Origin of the sequence: Deinococcus apachensis DSM 19763, from assembly GCF_000381345.1 — a bacterium.
Taxonomy (GTDB): Bacteria; Deinococcota; Deinococci; order Deinococcales; family Deinococcaceae; genus Deinococcus; species Deinococcus apachensis.
In genome coordinates this window covers 543,152-565,633 of record NZ_KB906398.1, presented here as the reverse complement: position 1 = coordinate 565,633, position 22,482 = coordinate 543,152, and the positions used below count along the sequence as shown (strand labels likewise).

Below are 22,482 nucleotides of genomic sequence, written 5' to 3'. Positions count from 1 at the left end.
GGGCGGTATGGAACGCACCTTTGCCATGATCAAGCCCGACGGCGTGCGCCGCGGCCTGACCCCCGAGATTCTCGCCCGCATCCAGCGCAAGGGCTACCGCGTGGTCGGCCTGAAGCAGATGCTGATTCCCCGCGATGTGGCCGAGACCCACTACGGCGAGCACCGCGAGCGCCCCTTCTTCGGGGAACTCGTCGACTTCATCACGGGCGGCCCGGTCGTCGCCATCGCGCTGGAGGGCGAGAACGCCATCGCGGGCTGGCGCGCGATGATGGGAGCCACCAACCCCGCCAACGCCGCTCCCGGCAGCATCCGCGCCGACTTCGCCACCACGACCGGCGAGAACGTGACCCACGGCAGCGACTCGCCCGAGAGCGCGGCCCGCGAGCTGGCGCTGTTCTTCGGCGAGGGCGAACTGCTCGCGTAAGCGGCCAACTCCAGCAACCGGAACAGATGGCAGGTGCCCCGGCTCAGGCCGGGGCAGCCTTTTTCGCGGGCTGTTGAAAGTGGGCGGCAGGCCGCCTCCCTCACTGTCCGAAGGCGGAATACAGCGCCGGTTCCTGCTCGGCCACGTACCCGCGGCTCAGCAGGCGCAGCCCGTCCGGCGTGGGAAGGATCAGCACGTCCGCGAGGCGGCCCGAGGTCGGATGGACGGCCTCCCCCTTCGGCGTCCTGACGATTCGGGCCTCCTCCCCCGCGAGGTCCGCCGCGTTGAAGCCGGGGGCCTGTATCTCCATCTCCCAGATCGTGGAACGGGCGTTGCCGTCGAACCGCACGGTGACAGCGCGGGCCCCCAACGGGGGCCGCGTGGTCCAGACGACCCGCCGCAGGACGCCGCCGATCCGGTCGCGGATATCGGCTTGGGCGTCGTAGCTGCCGTTGGCGGTGAACAGCACCCGGGCCGTCAGGTCGACCTGCTCCTTCGGGCCACACGCGGTCGCTCCCACGCAGAGCAGGGCGGCGAGGGTGAGAACGGCGGGCAGGCGGGGCATGGGCCGCAGGATACGCCGCCCCCACACGGGAGAACGTCCCGGCGGGGGGCTGGCCGGTGTGCGAGCATGGCGGCGATGGACGCCCACCGCCTCGCCCTGCTGCTGGCCGCCGCGCTGCTGACGGCGCTGCTCGCGCTGGGCCTGAGCCTGCAACGGGGGCGGCGGGGCATTCCCCGGGTGACGCACCACGCGCTGTTCTTCGCGGTGTGCGTCATGGTCGGGCTGGCGGCGTTCCTCAGCCTGCGGGCCGGGACGAGGGGCTGGGCGCTGCTGCCCACGCTGGGGCTGCTGCTGCTCATGCCGCGCACCCAGCCGGGGCGCGCGGCGCACTGGCGGTTGGCGCTCGTCTGTGCGGCGGCTTTTGGCCTGGGGGCCTGGGGCGCGTGGTGAGCCGGGACAGCTGCCGAGCTTGGGCGCGCTAGCCTGGGGGCAATGACCTCCTCGTCCGTCTCCCGGCCTGGGGCCGCCCCGCCCGGCCCCGATCTGCCCCCCGTGCGGCTGATCGAGGGCATGCTCGCCCGGCGCACCACCAACGGCCCCTTTCGCCCCGACCCGGTCAGCCGCGAGCACCAGCACCTGCTGATGCGGGTGGCGCAGGCGGCCCCCAGCCACTTCAACAGCCAGCCGTGGCGGTTCGTGCTGATTGAGGACCCGGGGACGATTTCCAAGGTTGCGGACATCTCGGGCGAGAGCATGACCGAGCTCATCGAGGCGGGCGTGTTCTTCGAGCGCTACCGCCGCTACTTCCGCTTCTCGGAGGCCGAGATGGAGGAGCGGCGCGACGGCATCCACATCGACCACCTGCCGGGGCCGCTGCGGCCCTTCACCCGTCAGGTCTTCTCCGACATGGGCCTGAAGCTGATGCGGCAGCTCGGCGTGCCCAAAAAACTGGGCGAGGACAACCGCAAGTTGGTGGCGGGCAGCCCCCTGCTGCTGGCGGCGCTGCTCGACAAGACGGAGTACCGCCCGGGCGAACTCAGCGGCTTTTACTCGGTGTTCGGCCTGGGCGCGGCGGTCGAGAACATCTGGAACGCGGTGGGGGCGCTGGGCATGGGCATCCAGTTCGTCAGCACGCCGATGGAGCTTCCGCGGCAGTGGCAGGCGATCCGGGAACTGCTGCGGGTGCCGGGGGACCTGGAACTCATGGCCGTGTTTCGCCTGGGCTATCTACCGCGGGACGAGAGGCGGCCCTCCATCGACTGGAGCAGCCGCCACCGCAAGCGGCTCCCGCAGTTCGTCTTCCGCGAGACGTGCGAGGTGCCGGAGGAAGGGGGCTAAGAGCCCGGGAAGACCCCGGCCAGGGGAGGCGGAATGGCGGTGGGGCGGGCCAGATGTTCCCCGCATCCGGCTATGGCACAGTAGGACATGACCGCCTCCGTGCTCACCCACGCCGCGCTTCATCACGCCATCCTTCGCCATCTGGTCGACCAGGGATTTGCCCCCGCGGGGGCCTGGCTCGCCGAGCGGTTCGGCGTGGACGGCGAGGTGATGGCCCAGGCCCTCCGGGACCTTCAGGCCTACCACGGGGTCGTGCTGCATCCGCATGTCCCCGAGGTGTGGGTCATCCACCCGTTTTCCACGGCCCCCACGCCCTTCGCGGTCGGGCAGGGTGACCGAATCTGGTGGGGCAACTGCGCGTGGTGTTCCCTGGGAGTGGCGGCCCTGCTGGGCGGAAACGGCGTGACGATCCGGACGACCCTGGGTGCGGAAGGGCAGCCGGTGACCGTTCATGTGGACGATCACCGCGTGCGGGAGAACCTCTGGGTTCACTTTCCCGTCCCGATGGCCCGCGCGTGGGACAACGTCATCTTCACCTGCACGACCATGCTGCTTTTCGGGAACGAGGCGGAGATCGACGCCTGGGCCGGGCGCCACGCGCTGCCGCGCGGCGATGCCCAGCCCGTCCAGCGGGTGTACGACTTTGCGCGGGTGTGGTACGGGCGACACCTGGACGAGGACTGGCACAAGTGGACCACGGAGGAGGCGCGGGAGATCTTCGAACGCTTCGGCTTTCGGGGGCCTACCTGGGACCTGCCCCGGTCCAGCGAGCGCTTTTGACGGGAGGCGGAGACGCGGACCTGATGGCGCCCCACGCTCTCTTGGTCTCCCCACCTTTCCCTCACACCTCGCCCCTCAGAATGCCGGGTGGAGGAGAGGACATGACCAACACCACCACGCTGAACGCCGCCCAGAGCGGCACCTTCCGCCTTGGCGGGGAGCTGACTGTGAACCGCCTGGGCTTCGGGGCCATGCGGGTCACCGGCGACGGCATCTGGGGGGACCCCGCCGACCGCCAGGGCGCGCTGGCGACCCTGCGCCGCCTGCCGGAACTGGGCGTCAACTTTATCGACACCGCCGACTCCTACGGCCCGGCCGTGAGCGAGGAACTCATCCGCGAGGCGCTGCACCCCTACGACGCGGTCGTGATCGCCACCAAGGGCGGCCTGACGCGTACGGGGCCGAACGTGTGGCCCCCATGCGGCCGCCCGGAGTACCTGATTCAGCAGGCGTACATCTCCCGCCGCCGCCTGGGGGTCGAGCGTATCGACCTGTGGCAACTGCACCGCATCGACCCTGCGGTGCCGCGCGACGAGCAATTTGGTGCCGTCCGCGAGCTGATCGACCGGGGCGTGATCCGCCTTGCGGGCCTGAGCGAGGTGAACGTCGAGGATATCGAGGCCGCCCGCCGCGTCTTTCCGGTCGCCACCGTGCAGAACCTCTACAACCTGGTGAACCGCAAGTCGGAGGACGTGCTCGACCACTGCGGGCGCGAGGGGATCGGGTTCATTCCCTGGTATCCCCTCGCGGCGGGGAGCCTCGCCCGCGAGGGCAGCGTCCTGGGCGAGGTCGCGCGGCGCTTGAACGCCACCCCCTCGCAGGTCGCGCTCGCCTGGGTGCTGCGGCGCAGCCCGGTCATGCTGCCCATCCCCGGCACGGGCAAGGTGCGGCACCTGGAGGAAAACGTGGCCGCCGCGGGCCTGCAGCTCTCCGACGAGGATTTCCGCGCGCTCGACGCGGTGGGGAGGGAAGAATGGAACCGCAAGCAGGAGGGGAGGGACTGACCATCCCGGAGCCGGTGAACGTCGCGGGGAAGTTCGCCCTCTTTGACGACGCCTGGAATCCCCGCATCGTCGCCGAGCTGAACGGCCAGCAGGTGAAGGTCGCCCGGCTGCGGGGCGAATTCATCTGGCACCAACACGAGCACGAGGACGAGCTGTTCTGGGTGATTCGGGGGAGGCTCCGACTGCGCTTCCGGGACCGCGACGTGCTGCTGGGCGAGGGTGAATTCCAGGTCGTGCCGCGCGGGGTGGAGCACCTGCCCGTCGCGGAAACGGAGGAGGTCTGGGTCGTGCTGTTCGAGCCCGCCTCGACCCTGAACACGGGCGAGGCGCGGAACGAACGCACGCGGGAGACGCTGGAGCGGCTGTAATTCACTGACAAAAGGGGTGGGGGCGGCGCGGCCTTCACCCTTTCTTGGCCCTTCCGAACGTGAAGAACCGGTCAGGTCCACGGTGGGGGAACCCACGGTGGGCGCAGGGGCACACGAGAAAATGCCGCATGTTCCCTGCCCCCGTCGTGCGGTCCCTCGTCACCGGGAACCCGCCCCACCGCACCCCGCAGGCCGAGGTGCGCGAGGCGGCCCGGCAAGCCTTTCCGCGCATGGCCGCCCGCGCGGGGATGCTCGGCGTCTTCGACAACGCCCAGATCGAGACGCGCTCGCTCTCGCGCCCGCTGGAGTGGTACACCCAGGAGCGGGGCTTCGGCGAGAAGAACGCCGTCTTCGTGGAGGAGGCCCGTGCGCTGACCCTCCGCCTGGCCCGCGAGGCGCTGGAGCGGGCCGAACTCGCCCCCCACGAGATCGACGCCGTCGTCGTCGTGAACACCAGCGGGATCAGCGCCCCCAGCCTCGACGCCTACCTGATCGAGACGCTGGGCCTCAATCGTCACGCGGCCCGGCTGCCGGTCTGGGGCCTGGGCTGCGCGGGCGGTGCGGCGGGGCTGGCGCGGGCCGCCGACCTCGTTCGGGCGGGTTTTCGCCGCGTGCTGTACGTCGCCGTCGAGTTTTGCAGCCTGACGCTGATCAAGGGCGACGAGTCCAAGAGCAACTTCGTGGGCACCGCCCTCTTCTCGGACGGCGGAGCGGCGCTGGTCGTCACCGCGCCTGACGTGCCCGGCCCCCCGCCCCTGCTCGCCCTGCACGGGGGCTACTCCACCCTGATCGAGGACTCCGAGGACATCATGGGCTGGGACGTGATCGACAACGGCCTCAAGGTGCGCTTTTCCCGCGACATCCCCACCCTGGTGCGCTCCATGATGCAGGAGAACGTCGCCCAGGCCCTCGCCTCGCGCGGCTGGTCGTCGGACGACGTGCGCGCCTTCGTGGTGCATCCCGGCGGCGTGAAGGTGCTCGCCGCCTACGAGGAGGCGCTGGGCTTGCCGGAGGGCGCCCTGGATGCCAGCCGCCGGGTCCTGTCCGACCACGGCAACATGAGCAGCGTGACCGTGCTGTTCGTGCTGGAGGAGGTGCTGCGGGACCAGCCCCTCGGGCGCGGCCTTCTGAGCGCGATGGGTCCGGGCTTCAGCGCCGAACACGTGCTCATCGAGTTCGTGAACGACTGAAGTCCAGGAACAGGGGAGGGGGCGGAAGAAACTGATTCCTCCCGCCCCCTCTTTTCGCCGCGCTCACATCTTCTCGTTGGCGTCCACCGTCTCCTCGGGGTTCGTCGTGGCCCCGCTGGGGGGCTGACCGTGTTCCATCCCTCCATACGTGCTGGGATTGCGGTCATGCTGGCCCACTGCGCTGGGCTTCGGGGCATCGGGGAGGCCCGTCGTCGGCGTGTTCTCGCCCGCCTCGCGGTTCTCGTCGTCCACCTGATCCCAGTAGCGGTCCTCCTGGTCCCGGCTGGGCGTCTTCTCGCCGCCCGTGTCCCAGTTGGGGTTCGTCTGCACCTGCTCCTGCGGCACGTTGTCCTGGGGGCCGGTTCCTCGGGTGGGGTCGCCTGCGCTCATGTCGGCTCCTCTCTGCGCCGGGCGGCGCGTCGGGGTGGGGGCGAACGGCTGGTTCAGGACTAGCGTACCTGAAAAGGGCGGGGGAGAGGTCGGACCACGTCCCGGGGCCCTCCCAGCGACAGACCTCCAACCGTGAAGGAGGTTTACCGGGGTGGAGAGGCGTGGTCCGGTGACGCCATCATCGCCTCGACCACATCCAGCGCCTCCACCACAAACGGGAGTTCGTGAGGTCGCCTCGCCAGGAAGGCGAGATTCTCCACCGCCGCCAGAACCTTGAGCGCCCTCAGGGGCGCCTCGTGGCCCGGGGGCAACGGGCGCACCCGCGTGTAGGCGGCCAGAAAGACCTCACGCTCGGGCACCTCAAGGTCGAGGGTGGCCCCCGCCACGTCGAGCAGGAACGGCCCCCAGCCGCAGCGGTCGAAGTCGAGCAGACGGAGGCCTCCTTCCGACTGCAAGAAATTGCCGGGGTGGGCATCAGCGTGGATGAGCCCGAACCCGCCGGGAACGGCCTCCATCCTCCCCAGAGAGGCCGCCAGCCGCTCCAGGTCAGCACTCAGGGCAGCGCTCCGCTCGGCGGTGAGGTGCTCCGGTCCCAACGACCGCCGCAGGTCTGCCCAGCAGGCCAGGAAGTACGGCGCGTCGTATCTGGGCCGCTCGAAGTCCCCTGGGGGTAGGAAGTCGGACGAGTGCGTATGCAGGTGCGCCAAGAGTTCCCCGGCCTGCCCCGCTTGCTCGGGGCTGAAGGCGCCCGGAAGGGCCTCGCCGTCCAGCCATGACAGCAGGGTGCAGAGAAGGACCATGCCCTCACCCGTTCGTTCCTCCATGACCCACACGTCCGGCTCTCTCCGCACGGGCTGCGGCTGCGGCACGGGGAGACGCGCGACGCGGGCGAGTTGGTCCAGCCAGCGTAGTTCCGAGGCCAGGGCCTGCCTGCCGTGGCGGGCCGCCGTGTGCAGCCGCAGCGCGAGATGTTCGCCGGAAGGGGTGTGCACCCGGTAGACGGTGGTGTCGCTCTGCCCAACCCATGTGATGCTGGCGTCTGCATGGCCGTAGCGGCCCAGGACCCGCCGGGCGATTCCGTCCTGCTCAGTCGAGTGGGCGGTGGACGAGCTGCCTGGTGAGGACATGCCGGAAGTCTAGGAGGTCCCCTGAGGAGCCGAAAGCGCCAGATCATCTACGGTGTGGTGAGGGGTGAAGGAATGACCCAAAGCCGGGGGTCGCCCGCCGGGCCGTGATGCGACGTACTCTTGTAGTCCCCAAAGTGGTAACAGCGTGCCTGTGACAGTAACGGGGTGCGCCTGGTGCCCCGCGGCTTATCATGTGGGCATCGACCCCGCCCGCAGGGGCAAGGAGGAACCCGAAAATGGCGATGAATCTGTTTGGTGCGCGCGACGTGCTCACCACCAAGGCTGGACAGACTCTGTACTACTACAACCTGGGTAGGCTCCAGGAGCAGGGGCACGACATCTCCAAGCTGCCCTTCAGCGTCAAGGTGCTGCTGGAGAGCGTGCTGCGCGAGGCGAACGACTACGACGTGCGCCGCGAGGACGTGACGGCGGTCGCGGGCTGGAAGCCCGTCAACGAGGAGGTCGAGATCCCCTTCAAGCCCGCCCGCGTGATCCTGCAGGACTTCACGGGCGTCCCCGCCGTCGTGGACCTCGCGGCGATGCGGAGCGCGATGGTGGCGCTGGGCGGCGACCCCGAGAAGATCAACCCGCTGATCCCGGTGGACCTCGTGATCGACCACTCGGTGCAGGTGGACGAGTTCGGCACCGAGTTCGCCCTCGCCAACAACATGGCGCTGGAGTTCGAGCGCAACCGCGAGCGCTACGAGTTCCTCAGATGGGGCCAGCAGGCCTTCGACAACTTCGGCGTGGTGCCCCCGGCCAGCGGCATCATCCACCAGGTCAACCTGGAATACCTCGCCAAGGGGGTGCAGAGCCGCCCCGAGGACGACGGCGTGGTCGTGTACCCCGACTCGCTGGTGGGCACCGACAGCCACACCACCATGATCAACGGCCTGGGCATCGTGGGCTGGGGCGTCGGCGGCATCGAGGCCGAGGCCGTCATGCTGGGTCAGCCCATCTACATGCTGATGCCCGAGGTGATCGGCTTCAAGATCACGGGTGCCATGCCCGAGGGGGCGACCGCGACCGACCTCGCCCTCCGCATTACCCAGATGCTGCGCGAGAAGGGCGTGGTGGGCAAGTTCGTCGAGTTCTACGGGGCGGGCCTGAGCAACATGACCCTGCCCGACCGCGCGACCATCGCCAACATGGCCCCCGAGTACGGCGCCACGATGGGCTTCTTCCCAGTGGACGACGAGGCGCTGCGCTACCTGCGCCGCACCGGCCGCCTGGAGGATGAGATCGAACTCGTCGAGGCGTACTACAAGGCGCAGGGCATGTTCCGCACCGACGAGACGCCCGACCCCGTCTTCACCGACACCATCGAACTCGACCTCTCGACCATCGTGCCCAGCCTCGCCGGGCCCAAGCGGCCCCAGGACCGGGTGAACCTCGCGGACATGCACACCGTGTTCAACGAGGCGCTGACCGCCCCCGTCAAGCAGCGCGGCTTCGAGCTGAAGCCCGAGCAACTGGACGCGCAGGGCACCATCGGCGGCACCGACATCCGAATCGGCCACGGCGCCGTGACGCTGGCGTCAATCACCTCCTGCACGAACACGAGCAACCCCAGCGTGCTGATCGCGGCGGGCCTCGTCGCCAAGAAGGCCGTCGAGCGCGGCCTGAAGCCCAGGGCGTGGGTCAAGACCTCCCTTGCCCCCGGCTCCAAGGTCGTGACGGAGTATCTGGAGAACGCGGGGCTTCAGGAGTACCTCGACCAGATCGGCTTCAACACGGTGGGCTACGGCTGCATGACCTGCATCGGCAATTCCGGCCCGCTGCCCGAACCCGTGGTGCAGGCAATTCAGGAGGGGGACCTCGTGGTGGCCTCGGTCCTCTCGGGCAACCGCAACTTCGAGGGCCGCGTGAACCCGCACATCCGCGCGAACTACCTCGCCTCGCCGCCGCTCGTCGTGGCCTACGCGCTCGCCGGGACGGTCGTGAACGACATCGTCAACGATCCCATCGCGACCGGCAGCGACGGGCAGCCCGTGTACCTGCGTGACCTCTGGCCGAGCAACGCCGAAATTCAGCAGATCATGGACCAGGCGATCAACGCCGAGATGTTCAAGCGGGTGTACGACGGCATCGAGAAGAGCAACGCCGACTGGAACGCCATTCCCGTCTCCGAGGGCGCGCTCTACAACTGGAACCCCGACTCGACCTACATCCAGAACCCGCCCTTCTTCGAGAACCTGGCGGGCGGGCCGAGCGAGACGGTCAGCTCCATCGAGGGTGCCCGGGTGCTCGTGAAGGTCGGCGACTCCGTGACGACCGACCACATCAGCCCGGCCGGGTCCTTCAAGTCGGACACCCCCGCGGGCAAGTACCTGCTGGAGCGCGGCATTGCTCCGAAAGACTTCAACTCCTACGGCTCGCGCCGCGGCAACGACCGCATCATGACGCGCGGCACTTTCGCCAACATCCGCCTGAAGAACCAGCTCGCCCCCGGCACTGAAGGCGGCTTCACCACTGACTTCACGACCGGGCAGGTCAGCACCATCTTCGACGCCGCCCAGAACTACAAGGCGCAGAACATCCCGCTCCTGGTCTTCGCGGGTAAGGACTATGGCATGGGCTCCAGCCGGGACTGGGCCGCCAAGGGCACCTTCCTGCTGGGCGTGAAGGCTGTGATCGCCGAGTCGTTCGAGCGCATCCACCGCTCCAACCTCGTCGGCATGGGCGTGCTGCCCCTCCAGTTCAAGAACGGCGAGAGTGCCGACTCGCACGGCATCCAGGGCGATGAGACCTTCGACCTGATCCTGCCGCCCGACCTGAAGCCCCGCCAGGACGTGACCCTGCGCGTGACGAAGGACGGTCAGAGCCGCGACATCACTGTCCAGTGCCGCATCGACACGCCGGTCGAGATCGACTACTACAAGAACGGCGGCATCCTCCAGACCGTGCTGCGCGGAATTCTGGCGCGCAGCGGGCAGGAAGCGGGCGCGAAGGCATAAGCCTGGAAACGTCAGGAAGAGGGGCAGGCCCAGCGGTGGGTCTGCCCCCTCCTTTTGCCTCTCGGCTGCACGGTGGCGAACGCACTCCAATCCTCGGGTGGGTGGGGTGTGCTGCTACAGTCCCACCCCCTCGTACACCTCGTCCAACCCCAACTCCACGTCCAGGCACGGCAGCCGCATCCTGTCCTCCACCGTCTCCACCTGTCACCCGTTGGGCGTTCGGCGGTACAGCTCGGCGGCTCGCTCCTCGCTGTCCACCAGCAGGTAGCCTTGCAGGCTGAGCAGGCTCAGGTAATCGTGCGCCTTGTAAGTCAGGTCCACCTGCCGGATGGACTCACTCAGGATTTCCACGATGAGGCAGGGGCGAGTTTCGGCCTGCCTCAGGTCCTCGTGCGGCTCGCGGACCACGACGAGATCGGGGGAGTAGTAGCGAAGCTGCCCCAGACGATTCACGCGAACCTTCATATCGCTGGTGCAGGACCAGCGGGGGCCGGGGTGCGTGGCGTTCAGGAGCACCCGCCCGCGATGTTGGAGGAGATGCGGTTGTGCGGCAGGCTCGCCCCGGTGTGGGCGTAGACGAAACCGTCCACGTACTCCCGCCGCAGCGGGCTCAACTCCTTCGTTCGCAGGTCCTCCTCCTCGCTGATTTTCCGGAGGGCCGGGTCGCTCATGCCCTCATGGTGCGCACCCACTCTGCCCCTCCTTCCCCGCTGAGTGAGCCGGAGTTCCCGTGAATCTTCAGACCCCCTTCAGTTCCCTCCTTTAAGCTGGGGCATGACCTGCCGCTTGGCCTTGCCACTGCTGACGCTCGCCCTCACTCTGGCTGCCTGTGGACCGGACGGGGGAACAGTGATTGGCGACACGACCCCGCCCAGCGTGGCGCTCACGGCAAGCCCGACCAACGTCACTGCCGCTGGAAACATCAGCCTGACCGCAACGGCCAGCGACAACGTCGGCGTGACGCAGGTGGACTTCTACCGGGGCTCGACTCTGGTCGGCAGCGACGCGGAGGCGCCCTACACCGCCACCGACCGTGTGACGTCAGCCGACAACGGCACGCGGAGCTACACGGCCGTCGCCACCGATGCCGCGGGCAACAGCGCGACCTCACCGGAAGTGACCGTGAACGTCGGCATCTCGCCGATCTGTTCGCAGTCGGTGGGCGGGCAAAGCCTGCCGGGGACGGTGCAGGCGGCAAGCGTGATCCAGACGAGTGTGCGCCCCCCCAACTGGTCCGCCCCCCACGTGCCGGGGCAGGTGCTGGTGACGGACGCGGGAGGAGGTATCTCCGCCCAGGCCCTGAACGCTCTCTCCACCGTGAGGACGCAATCGGTCACCCAGGACCTGAGGCTGGCCTTTACCCCGGCGGGCGAGACCGACCGGGCATTCGCGGGGCGGCTCACGGCCGCGGGGTTGCGGGTGCAGCCCAACTTCATCTACCAGCCGCTCGCCCTGCCGAACGACCCGGGCTATCCGGGCAATGGGGGAGTCAAGGTCGGTAGCGATAACACGACGCGTGTTCAGGATTACCTGCCGCGCATCCACGCGGACGGGGCCTGGAACTTCCTGGCAGCTTGCGGCAAGACGCCGGTCGGAGCGCTGACGGCGGTGCTCGACAGCGGGGTGGACAGTGGGCACCCGGACCTGCAGGGGAGGCTCCTCCCTGGGGCCACCTTCGCCGCGAGCGGGACGACGACCACCGACGAGACGGGGCACGGCACGGGCGTCGCGGGGCTGCTGGGCGCGGCGACGAACAACCAGATCGGCCTAGCGGGCGTGACGTGGAGCGGCAGGAACGTCCTGCCGGTGAAGGTGTTCAACACCGGGGACATCTCGACGGCGGCGCTGGCGCAGGGGCTGGATTACGCCGTCAAGCAGGGGGCGAAGGTCATCAACATGAGCCTTGGCGCTCCGCGCTCGGCTGATCCTGCCAAAGACCCCAGTGACCCGGCTTTGGACGAGGCATTGAACCGTGCGGCCCAGAGCGCCGTTCTGGTGGCTGCAGCGGGCAACACGCCGAACGAGGGGGTGTATTACCCCGCCAGCAATCCGAACGTGATCGCGGTCGGGGCGGTCGGGACGAAGGACAATGAACTGGCGTCTTACAGTGCCCGGCCAAATGCGAACTTCCCGCGTCCGCTGAATATCGTGGCACCCGGCGGGGGAACTACGGGAGCAACAGCGCTGCTGGCCCTCAATGCTGGCGGGGGCTATCAGCTCACCGCGGGCACCAGCGAGGCCACTCCCCTGGTCAGCGGCGTCGCCGCCCTGATGCGCGCAGCAAACCCCGGCCTCAGTGCGGCCGAGACACGTAAGCGTCTGCTGGAGAGCGTGCGCCGCCTCCAGAGCCCGAACTTCCCAGAGGAAGGTCTCCCCCTCCTTGACGCCGAAGCCGCCGTGCGCGCCGCCACACGTTGAAGCGAAGGGAAAGGCGGGGGGACAGGTCGCTTCTGTCCCCCCGCCTTCTGCTGTGAGAGCGCCTTACTTTTGCCTATCGGTGCGTTCGGGCGCGAGTTCCATGCGGGGCGTTCGCAGGCTGTGCAGCAGCAGGGCAAAGACCACCGAGCCGTGAAGCACGAGCAGGCTAAACAGCGCCATGCCCGGCTGCGTGGCGTGGCCGTATGCGCCGACAAGCTGGAACAGGATCAGCGTGAGCAGCACCTTGGAGCGGCGCTCAGGAAAACGCAGGTAGGCGTAGCTGCCGCCAAGCATGCTGAAGAGGAGGGGGAGGGCAAGCGCATTGAGCATTTCTTGGCTCATATCTCATTTTTACGGAAATTCGAGCGGGGCAAATGTGCTGTTCCCGGCTCAGGCACAGGTTTTTCTGACACGATCCTTACACAAGGTGGCGCTCCAGTTTGTGTGGATTGACGACATGATCCCGCAGTGAGGACACGTCCAGCCAGCCGTCCCGAAAGGTGATGGGCTGGTCGAGCAGATCGTCCCCCAACTTGAGCACGAAGCTGAGTTCGCAGGGTTCAGTGACCTCGACCTGGGTGGACAGCAGCGCGGCGTGCAGGGTGCCCAGGCCCGTGCTCGCCTGCGAGCCGACCATGCCACACTTGCCGTGTGCGGCGGCGGCACGGAGCATCGCCAGACCGTCCGTGAAGCCGTTGCGGGCAGTCTTCACGTTCAGGATGTCGAAGGTGCCAAAACTCAGTTCCCGTGCCAGGTCGGCGGGCGTGAAGCAGGAGTCGTCCGCGACGATAGGCAGGAGGCCCCGGGCGTGCAGGGCGGCCCTCGACTTCAACTCCCGGACGGGAAGGGGTTCCTCCACGTAGGTCAGCCCGGCTTCCCGCATGGCGGCGAGGGCCGCGGGGGCCAGGTCAGGCGTGAGCGTCTCGTTGCTGTCGGCGTAGAGCTGAACCTCGTCCCCAAAGGTGTTCCGCAGGTCGCGGATCACCGCGAGGTCGCGGGTGTGGTCGCGCCCCACCTTCACCTTCAGGCAGCGGACGCCCGCCTCCACGACCCGCTCAGCCTCGGCGAGCATTGCGGCCGGGGTGTCGATTCCCAGGATGAAACTGACGCGCACGCGCGTGTTCGGCCCCAGCAACGTGTCCCAGAGGGTGAGCCCCTGCGCCCGCGCCCGCGCGTCCCACAGGGCCATGTCGAGCGCCCCCCGCGCGGTGTGGTTGTTCGCCACGCTGTTCCGCACCCGGTTCAGCCCCGCCTCGTCGGTGATGGGCAGGCCGACGAGCGCGGGTTCGAGCCAGCGCAGAATGGCAACCACACTGTCCGGCGTCTCGCCGTAGATCGTGGGCCGGGGGGTGGCCTCCGCGACCCCGACGGTGCCGTCGTCCAATGTCACCCGCACGAGGACGTGTTCGGCGGCGCTAAGCGTGCTGTGGGCGCCCCAGGCCAGGGTGCCCCGCAGCGGCAGGCGGAAGGGAAGCGCCTCCACCCGGGCGACAGTAGGCGTGCTCACGCCCACTCCCGGATGGCGACGGCCACCCGCTCGGGACCCAGCGCCACCGTGTCGAGCACCAGGGCGCGCCCGAACGGCAGCGTCCGCAGAAGGGCGCTCGCCGCATCCGGGTCGTAGTGCTGGCGTTCGGTGACCACGATGGCCGTCTTTGCCAGCACGTCGGCCGGTGAGTACCCCTCCACTTCCAGGGCCGCCAGGGCATCCAGTTCGGCCGGAGTGAACACCTCCCCCACGCCGGGGAGGCGGCCCAGCTCCGCCCGCAGGTCTGAGCTGTCTCCTCCCTCTATCTGGTCGAAGGCATCCGCCCGGCCCAGCAGGCGGCGCACGCGCACCCCGTCGGGGGCGTTCAGGGCCACGAAGCGCCAGGCGGGGAAGGTGGTCGCGGCGTACTCCACCTCCTCCAGGCCGCGCAGCCCGTCGAAGATCGGGTGCTCGCCCCAGTGGTCGAGGTCGGCCGTCAACGTCCCCACCGCGTGGGCCATCCCGCCGGGGTGAAGCTGGCGGTAGCGGGCCGTCAGCGCGAAACGCTCGGCGCGGTCGGCAACGGGCTTTCCAGCCAGCGGCAGGATCATCACGTCGTCCGTGATCTGGCGGCGGTCAGGCAGCACCCGGGCGGCGGGGTCGGCCCCTTGCAGGGCGGCCAGCGCCGTGCTCTTGCCCACGCCGGTCACGCCAACGAGGACGGTGAGCGGCACCTCGCCCAGGGGGGCTTCCCGGGGGCCGCGTGGAGGGCCGGAATGCAGGTGGCGGGAGCGGGTCACGCCCGGAGTGTAGGGCGCGGGGCAGCCTTAAGGTCGCCGCAAGGTTCAGTCAACCCGGGGTGAGGGGGAAAACCTCACACTTGCCCGAAGGGTTCCTAGACTCAGAAATGGAGGACTGACTGATGGCTCGACTGCAAGGTGGTGGCGGGGGCGGCGCGAGAACCGTCCTGTGGATCATCGTGATTCTGGTGGTGCTGTTTTTGCTCGCCTATTTCCTGTACCTCAAACCGCAGGGAATCTTGAATCTCGGCTTCTGAGCCTTCGCGGACACAGGGCGGTTCGAGAACCCTTTCCAGAACGGAGTACCCCATGATCAAAGCCAAGGAATTGCTGGGCCGCCCCATCATCGCCATCGACAGCGGGGAGAAGATAGAGACGACGCGCGACGTGGTATTCGACCACCAGGCCAACGAGGTGATGGGCCTGCTCGTGGACGAGGGGGGCTGGTTCCGCGCGGCCAAGGTCGTGCCCTTCGGGGCGATCCGGTCCATCGGTGAGGACGCCATCATGGTGGACAGCGCCGAGTCCGTAACCTCCACCCGTGAGGACGGGCGGCTGGCCGAGGTGCTGGAATCGAACGTCAGCCTGAGCGGGATGACCCTGCTCACGACCGACGGTCAGAACCTGGGCAAGATTGCCGACGTGTTCTTCGACGAGCACACTGGCCGCGTGGAGGGCTACGAGGCGACCGGCGGGATTTTCAGCGACCTCTCCAGCGGCCGGACCTTCGTGCCCGCGCCCGAGCACGTGCAGATCGGCCACGACGCGGCCATCGTGCCCATCTCGGTGGCGGCGGCGATGCAGGAGCAGGAGCCGGGCGGCCTGAAGGGGGCCCTGAGCAGCGCGGGCGAGAGCCTCAGCAGCGCGTACCAGACCGCCGCCGAGAACGTCAAGCAGACCTACGGCAACATCGCGGAGGCCAGCAAGGAGCGCCAGAAGGAATTCCTCGTCGGCAAGACGGCAGGGAGCGACCTGACCCTCGACGACGGCACCGTCCTTGTCCGCCAGGGCGAGACCATCACCGCCGAGCAGACCGAGCGGGCCGACCAGGCAGGCAAGCTCACGGCCCTGCTGACGAGCGTGACGGGTGGGGCGCTGTCCGAGACCTACGGCAACGTCAAGGACCGGGTGCAGAGCGGCGTGGACAGTATCCGCAGCGCGAGCGCCGAGCAACAGAAACAGTTCGTGGTGGGTAAGACCGCCTCGAACGACGTGACCGCCAACCTCGCGGACGGCGTGCAGGAGGTCATCGTCCACCGGGGAAGCGTGATCACCGAGTTCCAGGCCGAGCGCGCCCAGGAGGCCGGGGTGCTGCCCGCCCTGGTTACCGCGGCAGGTGGCGGAGCGATTCAGGAGGGAGTGCAGGGCCTGCGCGAGCGCCTTCAGCCCGCCCAGTCGACGCAACCCGCTCCCCTGACCGTGGAATCCACCATCGGCCGCCGGGTGCGGACGGATGTGCGTGCGCCCACGGGCGGTCTGGTCGCCGCCCAGGGCCAGATCGTCACCCCGGCCATCGCCGAGCGGGCGCGGCAACTGGGCCTGGAGGGGGCGCTGATCGCCGCCACCGTGGGCGGGGCTTCCCCCACGGCGGGCGCGGGTGCGGCCCTCTCCGGCGGCGTCGCCAGCGTCAGCGAAGGGGCGAGCAACCTGCTGGAGCGCGCCAAGGCCTGGCTGGGCGACAAGCGCGACGAGGCCGGGCAGGCCCTGGAGGAGCGCCAGGAGCAGATGGAGGAAAAGCGTATCCGTGACGCGCTGGGCCGCCCCGTCACCCGCGTGATCCTCGCGCCCGACGACACCATCATCCTGAACGTCGGCGAGATCATCACCCACAAGGCCGTCGATGCCGCCCGCGCGGGCGACGTGCTCGACATCCTGCTTGACAGCGTGAGCAAGGAGGAGGTCACCATCGATCCCCTCTCCGTCCGCCCGCACGAGACCGGGAGCGCGGCGCTGGAGGGGCAGGGGGACCTCAGCCCCGGGGCCGAGCAGGCGCCTTCCGGCCGAATCATCACCGATCCCAACAACCCCACCCGGCAGGGCTGAGGGCGGCACACGGCGGGGCGGGCCTTCCGAAGATGGAGGGCCCGCCTTGGCTGTTCAAGTGGGTGTTGCGGGGAAGACCGTTGGGGTGGGCTGGGGTTAAAGATGGCATGAGGGGCAGGGCATCTTGATACGGTTTGCCCCCAGCCCCCCTACCCCCGGTGGGGCGACGCCTCCGCCGCGCGGGGCAGCCCGCGCGTTGACGCCAGGCTTGCTCACGAGCCTCTCCTCTGGGTGGAGGGGGAGCCCTCCGCTGCGCTCGGCAAGGGGCTCGCCCGCTGCGCCTGTGGCCGTCTTCCTTTACGCGGAAGGTTTGATCTTGCTGTGTTCCAAGCCGCTAGCCCACCGGCTCGCTGCGCGAGCAAGGCGGGGTGAAGGCCGTGCGAACTCTGCTCACTCTGGGCAATCGGGCATCCACAGGAGACGGTTTTTAAAGCGCGAAAGCTTGAGCGCTGTTCCTCCTCCCCCCTTGCGGGGGAGGCTGGGAGGGGGTGACTGCCAGAGGCTGCCCTTTAAATCTGGTCCTGTCGCCGCACCAAAGAAGAGGGGACTTACCCCCTCTTCAAATCAAGACTCTTCCCAGCACGCCACGACGCTAATTCCTGAAAATCACCTCCTCCCGCCCGAAGGACCGCCGGGCAAGCAGGCCCACGAGCAGCGCCCCAAGCAGGTTGGCCCCGACGGCGGTCAGGGCGTGCCCGGCGGTCAGGTTCCCGCGCACCGTGTCGAGGATGGCGACCATGCTGCCGAAGAGGGGGATGGCGTAGATGCCTGTGCTCAGGGTCAGGAAGTCGCTGAATTGCAGCAGCACGGCGGGAAAGACGATCAGGAGGCTCAGCGGCGTGACATAGGTCTGCGCCTCCTTGTACGAGCGGGCGTAGATGCTCAGGGCGATCAGGACCGCGCTGATCAGGAGGGCGGCGCTGATCACCGTGGCGAGCAGTGCGAGGGCACCTCCCGGCGTCAGGGAGAGCTGTCCGCCGAACGCCTGGGCCACCTCGGCGGGTGTTTCGCCCTGAGCCACCGCTGCCCGCGCGACCAGCCCGCTCAGCAGGAAGCCCAGCACGCTGAAGCAGGCCGTCGTGAGGGCGGTCACCGTGGTGGCGAGGAGTTTCCCGGCCACGACCTCCGAGCGGCGCACGGGGGAGACCAGCAGGCTTTCCAGGGTGCCGCGTTCCTTCTCACCCGCGGTGGCGTCGAGGGCGGTCGCCATCGCGCCCGTGAGGATGAAGTTCAGCATCAGGAGAGGAATCAGGAAGGCGAGTTGCCCGCTGCGCCGTTCCTGCTCGGGGCTGGCGTCGATGGGGGAGAGGGTGACCGGCGTCAGGGTCTGGGCGTTCAGGCCCAGGGTGCCCAGGCGCTCCACCGCGAGTTGCCGGTTGTACGCCTCGACCGTGGACTCAATCTTGGCGAAGGCGCCCGTCTGGGCCCGCAGGTTGCCCAGCTTGGCGTACACCTCCAGCCTGCCCGTGCCATCGCCTGCCCGGCCGGGAAGTGGTGTGGGGGCACGCAGGGCGGCCTCCACCTCCCCGGACTGCACGGCGGCGCGGGGGTCGGTCACGGGCACGAGGTCCACCCCGGCCCGCGTGACCGCCCCCCCCGGTGCCTTCTCGTCCCGGGTGAGCGCCGCGCGCAGCGACTCCGGCAGGGTGCCCACCACGCCCACCTTCTGCCGTTCCTGCGCCTGCCCGCCGATAAAGCGCCCCAGCAGCAGCGGCAGCCCTAACGTAAACAGCGGGATCAGCAGCAGCGGGATCAGGATGGTGCTGGTGATCGTGCGGCGGTCGCGCAGGGTGGAGAGCAGGTCACGCGAGGCCACCCGCCAGACGTAGCCCCAGCGGAGCCCCTCAGACCGCACGCCGGGCCTCCTCGCCGCGCACGAGGGCGAAAAAGGCCCGCTCCAGATTCCGCTCCCCCGTCCGCACCAGGATGTCGGGGATGGTGCCCACTGTCACCAGCGCCCCCTCGTGCAAGATCGCCACCCGGTCGCAGACCTCCTCGGCCTCGCTCATGACGTGGGTGGAGTAGAGAGTGAGCCTCCCCGGGCGCCGCGCCGCCGCCACGAAGTCGAGCAGGGTACGCCGCGCGAAGATGTCCAGCCCGCTCGCCGCCTCGTCCAGGATGAGGACCTTGGGGTCGTGGATGACGGCGCGGGCGATCACCACCTTCTGCTTCATGCCGGTGGAGTATTCGCCCGCGCGGGTGTCCAGCGTGCGCCCCAGGTCGAGCGCGGCGTCGAGTTCCGCGATGCGCGTGTCCGCCTGCTCCCGCGTCAGCCCGTAGAAGCCCGCGAAGGACCGCAGCACCTCCCGCCCGGTCAGCCGCGCCGGGAGACCCATGCCGCCGTTCACCACGCCGATGATCCGCCGCACCGCCTCGGGCTCGCGCGTGACATCGTGGCCCGCCACGGCCGCCGTGCCCGCCGTGGGCTGAAGCAGCGTGGCGAGAATCCGCAGCAGGGTGGTCTTCCCCGCGCCGTTGGGTCCCAGCAGGCCGAACACCTCGCCTCCCTGGGCACTCAGGGTCACGTCCCGCAGCGCGGCGTGTTTGCCGTAGGTCTTACTCAGGTTTCGAATATCGAGCACGTTATCCTTTCCCTTCCCCGTCGTCGAAAATCTCCTCAATGGTCTGCCCGAACAGCCGAGCGATGCGGAACGCCAGGGGCAGGCTGGGGTCGTACTTGCCGGTTTCCAGGGCGTTCACCGTCTGGCGGCTCACGTCGAGCTGAGCGGCGAGGTCGGCCTGCGTCCAGCCGCGCTCTGCCCGCAGCGCCCGGATGCGGTTGTTCATCCCGCCCGTCCCGACAAGGCGAGTACGCGGTCAGAAGGGAAAACGTCCCCCCCGCCTCTCATGCCCCCCGCCTGGCGATCACCGCCGCGCTCAGACCCCAGATCAGCATTCCCACCACGTACAGCGCCCAGGCGGGGACGTGAAGGCCCAGGGCGGCCTCCAGGGCGATCAGGCTCCCGGCGAGGATCATGACGACCAGAAAGGCGACGCTCGCCGCGCGCTGATGCAGTTGCCGTCCATACTCGTCCATGCCCCGCACCACTTTGATCGCCACGACCCCGAAAAAGAGGGGCAGGGTGACCAGCACCCCCGTACCCACGCCCCGCCAGAAATCGGAGCCGAACCGCTGCCCGAGTGCCAGGGTCATGGCACCCGCCAGGCTCAGCAGGCTGCCCCCCACCCCCAGACGCAGCGCGATTCGCGCGACCCGCTCATCCCGTGTGCCGCCCGCGGGCCTCACGCGACTCCTCTCCGGGTGGGGCAGGACCGACAACTCTCCCAAAAGCTTCCCGAGCCTCTCATGTCAAGCCTCCTTGACAAGGAGTGTAGAAGTGCCGCCGCGTGGTGTCAAGGGAGCTTGACTGCTGCCCCCCGTTCCCCAAGGTTTCAGTTAGGGTGGCTCATCCCACCGGCGAAATGCACATCGACCGTTTGGCAAGCGTTCTAAAGGCAGTTTGGTTTACGGTCCCCTTCTGCCGCACCGCTTACCATAGGCCACCTTTTGGGCATGGGGCTGCCCTTTGCCTGCCTCCCGCCCGCCGGTTCGCCCGCGTTCGACCTGTTGTCCCCCTGCTCATGCAAAGCGCATGGGAACCTGTCACAATAGGAAAGTTGCGCTCTCACGCGCACTTGAACCGAGTTCACGTTCACACCGGGGCGGCCCAGACCCGCTCTGGTTTTCCGGAGGATAGCGCATGTTCAACCCCCCCACCCTCGAAGACCTCCAAGAAACGCGCCGCGCCAACGAGAAGCTCGTCCTCAAGGCGCTCGAAAGCAAGCCCGAATGGGTCGAAACCGAACTCGCCAAGACGACTGGTCTGGCCCTCTCGCACCTGCGCGCCGCGCTCGCCAGCCTGCTCGACCAGGGCCGGGTGCGCCGCCTGCCCGGCACCGGCACCCGCGCCGTGTATGGCCTCGCCGACCCCGGTCTGGCCGATGTGCCTGCCACGCCCCTCACCGAGGACGCCAAGCGGGTGCGCGACTACCTGGAGGGCCGTGCCGACAGCGCTCTCTACATGAGCGAGCAGCTCCGCATGACCCGCGAGGACGTGATGAAGGCCCTGTCGCTGCTGAACGCGCACGGCATGATCACCTGCACCTTTGTCGGCAGCCTGGTGATCTTCCGCCTCAAGGAAACGCAGGCGCTCGGCCAGGAGCAGGTACCCGTCACGAGCGGCAAGAAGAAGCAGGTCGCGTAACCTCTCCCGCCTTCACCCGGGCCTCCCACCGCGGAGGCCTTTTTCCATGCCTGGCTCGGCCGTCAATTCGCCCCTGACTCCCCCTCTGTTATGCTGCGCTTCATGAAGCTGGTTCTCGCCGTGATTCAGGATGCCGACGCCGCCGCCCTGGTGCGCGTGCTGTCGGAAAACGCCTTCGAGGTCACCAAGCTGGCGAGCACGGGCGGCTTTCTGCGCGAGGGCAACACCACTCTGATGATCGGCGTGCCCGACGAGCGCCTGGGTGACCTCAAGCGCCACGTCCAGCAGACCTGCCGCACCCGCACCCGCCTGGTGACCCCCAGCGTCCCGATGGGCGAGCAGGGCGAGGGCATGGCGAACGACCCGGTGGAGGTCGCGGTGGGGGGCGCGGTGATGTTCGTGCTGGGCGTGCAGGAATTTGTAAAGGTCTGAGCCCCGGGGCTGAACGTCACGTCAGGCGGTCTCACGCCTGGTCTAGGGCATGCCCCGCATCCTCCCGCTCGCCGCGCTGCTGGTCCTGGGTCTCGCCACAGGTTCCAGAGCTGTCCCCGTTCAACCCGCGTAGACGTTGAAGGACGTGGTCTTCCGGGGCTTCAGCGACCGGGGCGAGGTTGTCACCCAGCCCCTCTCCCGCCCGACGGGTGGCGCCCGAACTCCAACGCCGCAATTCCGTGACGGGGGCGATCATCTCCCTCGTTCCGGGGAGTGGAGACGACTCGGGCTCGCTGACTCCCGCACCCGACCTCCAGACCCTCGCGTGGCTTAACCGGGCGGGCGACGCCTTCACCGTTCGCACTCCGGAGCGGCGGTGGACGGCCAGGCTGTCAGGTCTGCGCGGCACCCAGTCCCTCACCTTCAGCCCCGACGGCCGCACCCGGGCCGCCATGAACGTCTATGGCTACGTGCAACTGTGGGACGTGGCGATGGGTCGGCGGCGGGCCACTCTGGGGTGGCGTTCGCAACCCCGCAGCCTGACGTTCCACCCCACTCGGCCGGTCCTCGCCGTGAACGAGACCGGGGCGCCGGAGGGCAGCGTGACCCTCTGGGACACCAAGGCGGGCGAGAAAGTCCGGACGAGCCAGGGACTCAAATCGGCGCTCCGCCCCCTTCTCTTCGCGCCCGACGGCACCCTGCTGGTGCCCATGCCCCGGTATACGGTCGGCTGGGTGGACCCGCAGAGCGGGCAGGTGGTGCGGAGGCTCGCCACCTTCACCGAGCCCCGCGAGCCCGGCGTTCCTTTCAGGACCTGCGCGCGGGACGTCGACGCGGCCAGCTTCCGGGCGGACGGGGAGCAATTGCTCACCCACTCCAGCAAGCGGCGTGGCGACACGACGGGCCTCTACGATGTGCCGGGCGGCGGGCTCCTGAAGACCTTCGACACCCGGGAGTCCGCCCCATCCTTGCGCCCGATGGAAGGACATTGATTTTGAACAACTCCACCCATCTGGATGAACTTCAGGGCGTT

Annotated in this window: 27 protein-coding genes; 14 read left to right on the top strand and 13 right to left on the bottom strand. The window is 68.8% G+C overall.

What is annotated here, in order from left to right:
* Positions 1–7: 7 nt before the first annotated feature.
* Positions 8–424, top strand: a complete 417-nt coding sequence (gene ndk / locus F784_RS0102850; RefSeq protein ID WP_019585187.1) for a nucleoside-diphosphate kinase — start codon at positions 8–10, stop codon at positions 422–424.
* Positions 425–524: 100 nt separating this feature from the next.
* On the opposite strand, the gene F784_RS0102845 is transcribed toward ndk, so the two are convergent.
* Positions 525–989: a hypothetical protein gene (locus tag F784_RS0102845; protein WP_019585186.1), complete on the bottom strand. Its 465-nt coding sequence runs from the start codon at positions 987–989 to the stop codon at positions 525–527.
* A gap of 66 nt (positions 990–1,055) precedes the next feature.
* Here F784_RS0102845 and F784_RS0102840 point away from each other — a divergent pair, with 66 nt between their 5' ends.
* The 6 genes from F784_RS0102840 (at position 1,056) to F784_RS0102815 (ending at position 5,609) form a co-directional block, all read left to right on the top strand.
* Positions 1,056–1,379: a hypothetical protein gene (locus F784_RS0102840; RefSeq protein ID WP_019585185.1), complete on the top strand. Its 324-nt coding sequence runs from the start codon at positions 1,056–1,058 to the stop codon at positions 1,377–1,379.
* Positions 1,380–1,421: 42 nt separating this feature from the next.
* On the top strand, positions 1,422–2,267 hold the full coding sequence (locus tag F784_RS0102835) for a nitroreductase family protein (RefSeq protein WP_019585184.1): 846 nt from the start codon (positions 1,422–1,424) through the stop codon (positions 2,265–2,267).
* Positions 2,268–2,354: 87 nt separating this feature from the next.
* Positions 2,355–3,047: an alkylmercury lyase family protein gene (locus F784_RS0102830; RefSeq protein ID WP_019585183.1), complete on the top strand. Its 693-nt coding sequence runs from the start codon at positions 2,355–2,357 to the stop codon at positions 3,045–3,047.
* A 101-nt stretch (positions 3,048–3,148) separates the two neighbouring features.
* Positions 3,149–4,051 (top strand): aldo/keto reductase, encoded by a 903-nt coding sequence (locus F784_RS0102825; protein ID WP_019585182.1) that lies wholly within the window; start codon positions 3,149–3,151, stop codon positions 4,049–4,051.
* Entirely contained in the window at positions 4,021–4,419 is a 399-nt protein-coding gene (locus F784_RS0102820) for a cupin domain-containing protein (RefSeq protein ID WP_019585181.1), read from the top strand. Before F784_RS0102825 ends, F784_RS0102820 begins: the two co-directional genes overlap by 31 nt.
* A gap of 128 nt (positions 4,420–4,547) precedes the next feature.
* Positions 4,548–5,609 carry a type III polyketide synthase gene (locus F784_RS0102815; protein ID WP_019585180.1) on the top strand — a complete coding sequence of 354 codons (1,062 nt, stop codon included), beginning with the start codon at positions 4,548–4,550 and terminating at the stop codon, positions 5,607–5,609.
* A gap of 63 nt (positions 5,610–5,672) precedes the next feature.
* On the opposite strand, the gene F784_RS0102810 is transcribed toward F784_RS0102815, so the two are convergent.
* Together F784_RS0102810 and F784_RS0102805 are read right to left on the bottom strand one after the other, a co-directional pair.
* Positions 5,673–5,999, bottom strand: a complete 327-nt coding sequence (locus F784_RS0102810; RefSeq protein ID WP_019585179.1) for a hypothetical protein — start codon at positions 5,997–5,999, stop codon at positions 5,673–5,675.
* 143 nt (positions 6,000–6,142) lie between these two features.
* Positions 6,143–7,126: a phosphotransferase enzyme family protein gene (locus tag F784_RS0102805; RefSeq protein ID WP_019585178.1), complete on the bottom strand. Its 984-nt coding sequence runs from the start codon at positions 7,124–7,126 to the stop codon at positions 6,143–6,145.
* 236 nt (positions 7,127–7,362) lie between these two features.
* On the opposite strand from F784_RS0102805, the gene acnA reads away from it, so the two are divergent.
* The gene (gene acnA / locus F784_RS0102800) at positions 7,363–10,083 is read left to right on the top strand and encodes an aconitate hydratase AcnA (protein WP_019585177.1); all 2,721 of its coding nucleotides are present in this window, start codon (positions 7,363–7,365) and stop codon (positions 10,081–10,083) included.
* A 204-nt stretch (positions 10,084–10,287) separates the two neighbouring features.
* On the opposite strand, the gene F784_RS24365 is transcribed toward acnA, so the two are convergent.
* Entirely contained in the window at positions 10,288–10,548 is a 261-nt protein-coding gene (locus F784_RS24365) for a Uma2 family endonuclease (protein ID WP_342662475.1), read from the bottom strand.
* Between the two features lie 41 nt (positions 10,549–10,589).
* Complete coding sequence (locus F784_RS25870; RefSeq protein WP_019585175.1) at positions 10,590–10,754, bottom strand: hypothetical protein; 165 nt, start codon at positions 10,752–10,754, stop codon at positions 10,590–10,592.
* A 103-nt stretch (positions 10,755–10,857) separates the two neighbouring features.
* Between F784_RS25870 and F784_RS0102790 the strand changes: the two genes are divergently transcribed.
* Positions 10,858–12,501 (top strand): S8 family serine peptidase, encoded by a 1,644-nt coding sequence (locus F784_RS0102790; RefSeq protein WP_026332225.1) that lies wholly within the window; start codon positions 10,858–10,860, stop codon positions 12,499–12,501.
* A 63-nt stretch (positions 12,502–12,564) separates the two neighbouring features.
* Here the strand turns inward: F784_RS0102790 and F784_RS0102785 are convergent, their stop codons facing one another.
* From F784_RS0102785 to F784_RS0102775, 3 genes are all read right to left on the bottom strand, one after another.
* The gene (locus F784_RS0102785) at positions 12,565–12,843 is read right to left on the bottom strand and encodes a hypothetical protein (protein ID WP_026332224.1); all 279 of its coding nucleotides are present in this window, start codon (positions 12,841–12,843) and stop codon (positions 12,565–12,567) included.
* 76 nt (positions 12,844–12,919) lie between these two features.
* Positions 12,920–14,008, bottom strand: coding sequence for an enolase C-terminal domain-like protein (locus tag F784_RS0102780; RefSeq protein WP_019585172.1), 1,089 nt, complete (start codon positions 14,006–14,008; stop codon positions 12,920–12,922).
* Positions 14,005–14,769, bottom strand: a complete 765-nt coding sequence (locus F784_RS0102775) for a nucleoside/nucleotide kinase family protein (protein WP_019585171.1) — start codon at positions 14,767–14,769, stop codon at positions 14,005–14,007. Before F784_RS0102775 ends, F784_RS0102780 begins: the two co-directional genes overlap by 4 nt.
* 122 nt (positions 14,770–14,891) lie before the next feature.
* Between F784_RS0102775 and F784_RS27480 the strand changes: the two genes are divergently transcribed.
* Together F784_RS27480 and F784_RS0102765 are read left to right on the top strand one after the other, a co-directional pair.
* A complete protein-coding gene (locus F784_RS27480; RefSeq protein ID WP_019585170.1) occupies positions 14,892–15,026 on the top strand; it encodes a hypothetical protein in 135 nt (44 codons plus the stop codon).
* A 52-nt stretch (positions 15,027–15,078) separates the two neighbouring features.
* Positions 15,079–16,812, top strand: coding sequence for a PRC-barrel domain-containing protein (locus tag F784_RS0102765; protein ID WP_019585169.1), 1,734 nt, complete (start codon positions 15,079–15,081; stop codon positions 16,810–16,812).
* Between the two features lie 592 nt (positions 16,813–17,404).
* Here F784_RS0102765 and F784_RS0102760 read toward each other — a convergent pair.
* Genes F784_RS0102760 through F784_RS0102745 form a run of 4 tightly spaced genes read right to left on the bottom strand, consistent with a single transcriptional unit; the run spans position 17,405 to position 20,059 of the window.
* The gene (locus F784_RS0102760) at positions 17,405–18,667 is read right to left on the bottom strand and encodes an ABC transporter permease (RefSeq protein WP_019585168.1); all 1,263 of its coding nucleotides are present in this window, start codon (positions 18,665–18,667) and stop codon (positions 17,405–17,407) included.
* Positions 18,657–19,394 (bottom strand): ABC transporter ATP-binding protein, encoded by a 738-nt coding sequence (locus F784_RS0102755; RefSeq protein ID WP_019585167.1) that lies wholly within the window; start codon positions 19,392–19,394, stop codon positions 18,657–18,659. Before F784_RS0102755 ends, F784_RS0102760 begins: the two co-directional genes overlap by 11 nt.
* 1 nt (position 19,395) lies before the next feature.
* Positions 19,396–19,599, bottom strand: a complete 204-nt coding sequence (locus tag F784_RS0102750) for a helix-turn-helix transcriptional regulator (protein WP_019585166.1) — start codon at positions 19,597–19,599, stop codon at positions 19,396–19,398.
* A 58-nt stretch (positions 19,600–19,657) separates the two neighbouring features.
* Positions 19,658–20,059: a hypothetical protein gene (locus tag F784_RS0102745; protein WP_019585165.1), complete on the bottom strand. Its 402-nt coding sequence runs from the start codon at positions 20,057–20,059 to the stop codon at positions 19,658–19,660.
* Positions 20,060–20,513: 454 nt separating this feature from the next.
* Here F784_RS0102745 and F784_RS0102740 point away from each other — a divergent pair, with 454 nt between their 5' ends.
* Together F784_RS0102740 and F784_RS0102735 are read left to right on the top strand one after the other, a co-directional pair.
* Positions 20,514–21,017 carry a transcription initiation factor IIE subunit alpha family protein gene (locus tag F784_RS0102740; protein WP_019585164.1) on the top strand — a complete coding sequence of 168 codons (504 nt, stop codon included), beginning with the start codon at positions 20,514–20,516 and terminating at the stop codon, positions 21,015–21,017.
* A 102-nt stretch (positions 21,018–21,119) separates the two neighbouring features.
* Positions 21,120–21,449 carry a cyclic-di-AMP receptor gene (locus F784_RS0102735; RefSeq protein WP_026332222.1) on the top strand — a complete coding sequence of 110 codons (330 nt, stop codon included), beginning with the start codon at positions 21,120–21,122 and terminating at the stop codon, positions 21,447–21,449.
* Between the two features lie 31 nt (positions 21,450–21,480).
* On the opposite strand, the gene F784_RS25865 is transcribed toward F784_RS0102735, so the two are convergent.
* Positions 21,481–21,705, bottom strand: a complete 225-nt coding sequence (locus F784_RS25865; RefSeq protein ID WP_157464947.1) for a hypothetical protein — start codon at positions 21,703–21,705, stop codon at positions 21,481–21,483.
* On the opposite strand from F784_RS25865, the gene F784_RS0102730 reads away from it, so the two are divergent.
* A complete protein-coding gene (locus F784_RS0102730) occupies positions 21,689–22,441 on the top strand; it encodes a WD40 repeat domain-containing protein (protein WP_157464946.1) in 753 nt (250 codons plus the stop codon). The two genes, F784_RS25865 and F784_RS0102730, sit on opposite strands and share 17 nt — an antisense overlap.
* Positions 22,442–22,482: the final 41 nt, after the last annotated feature.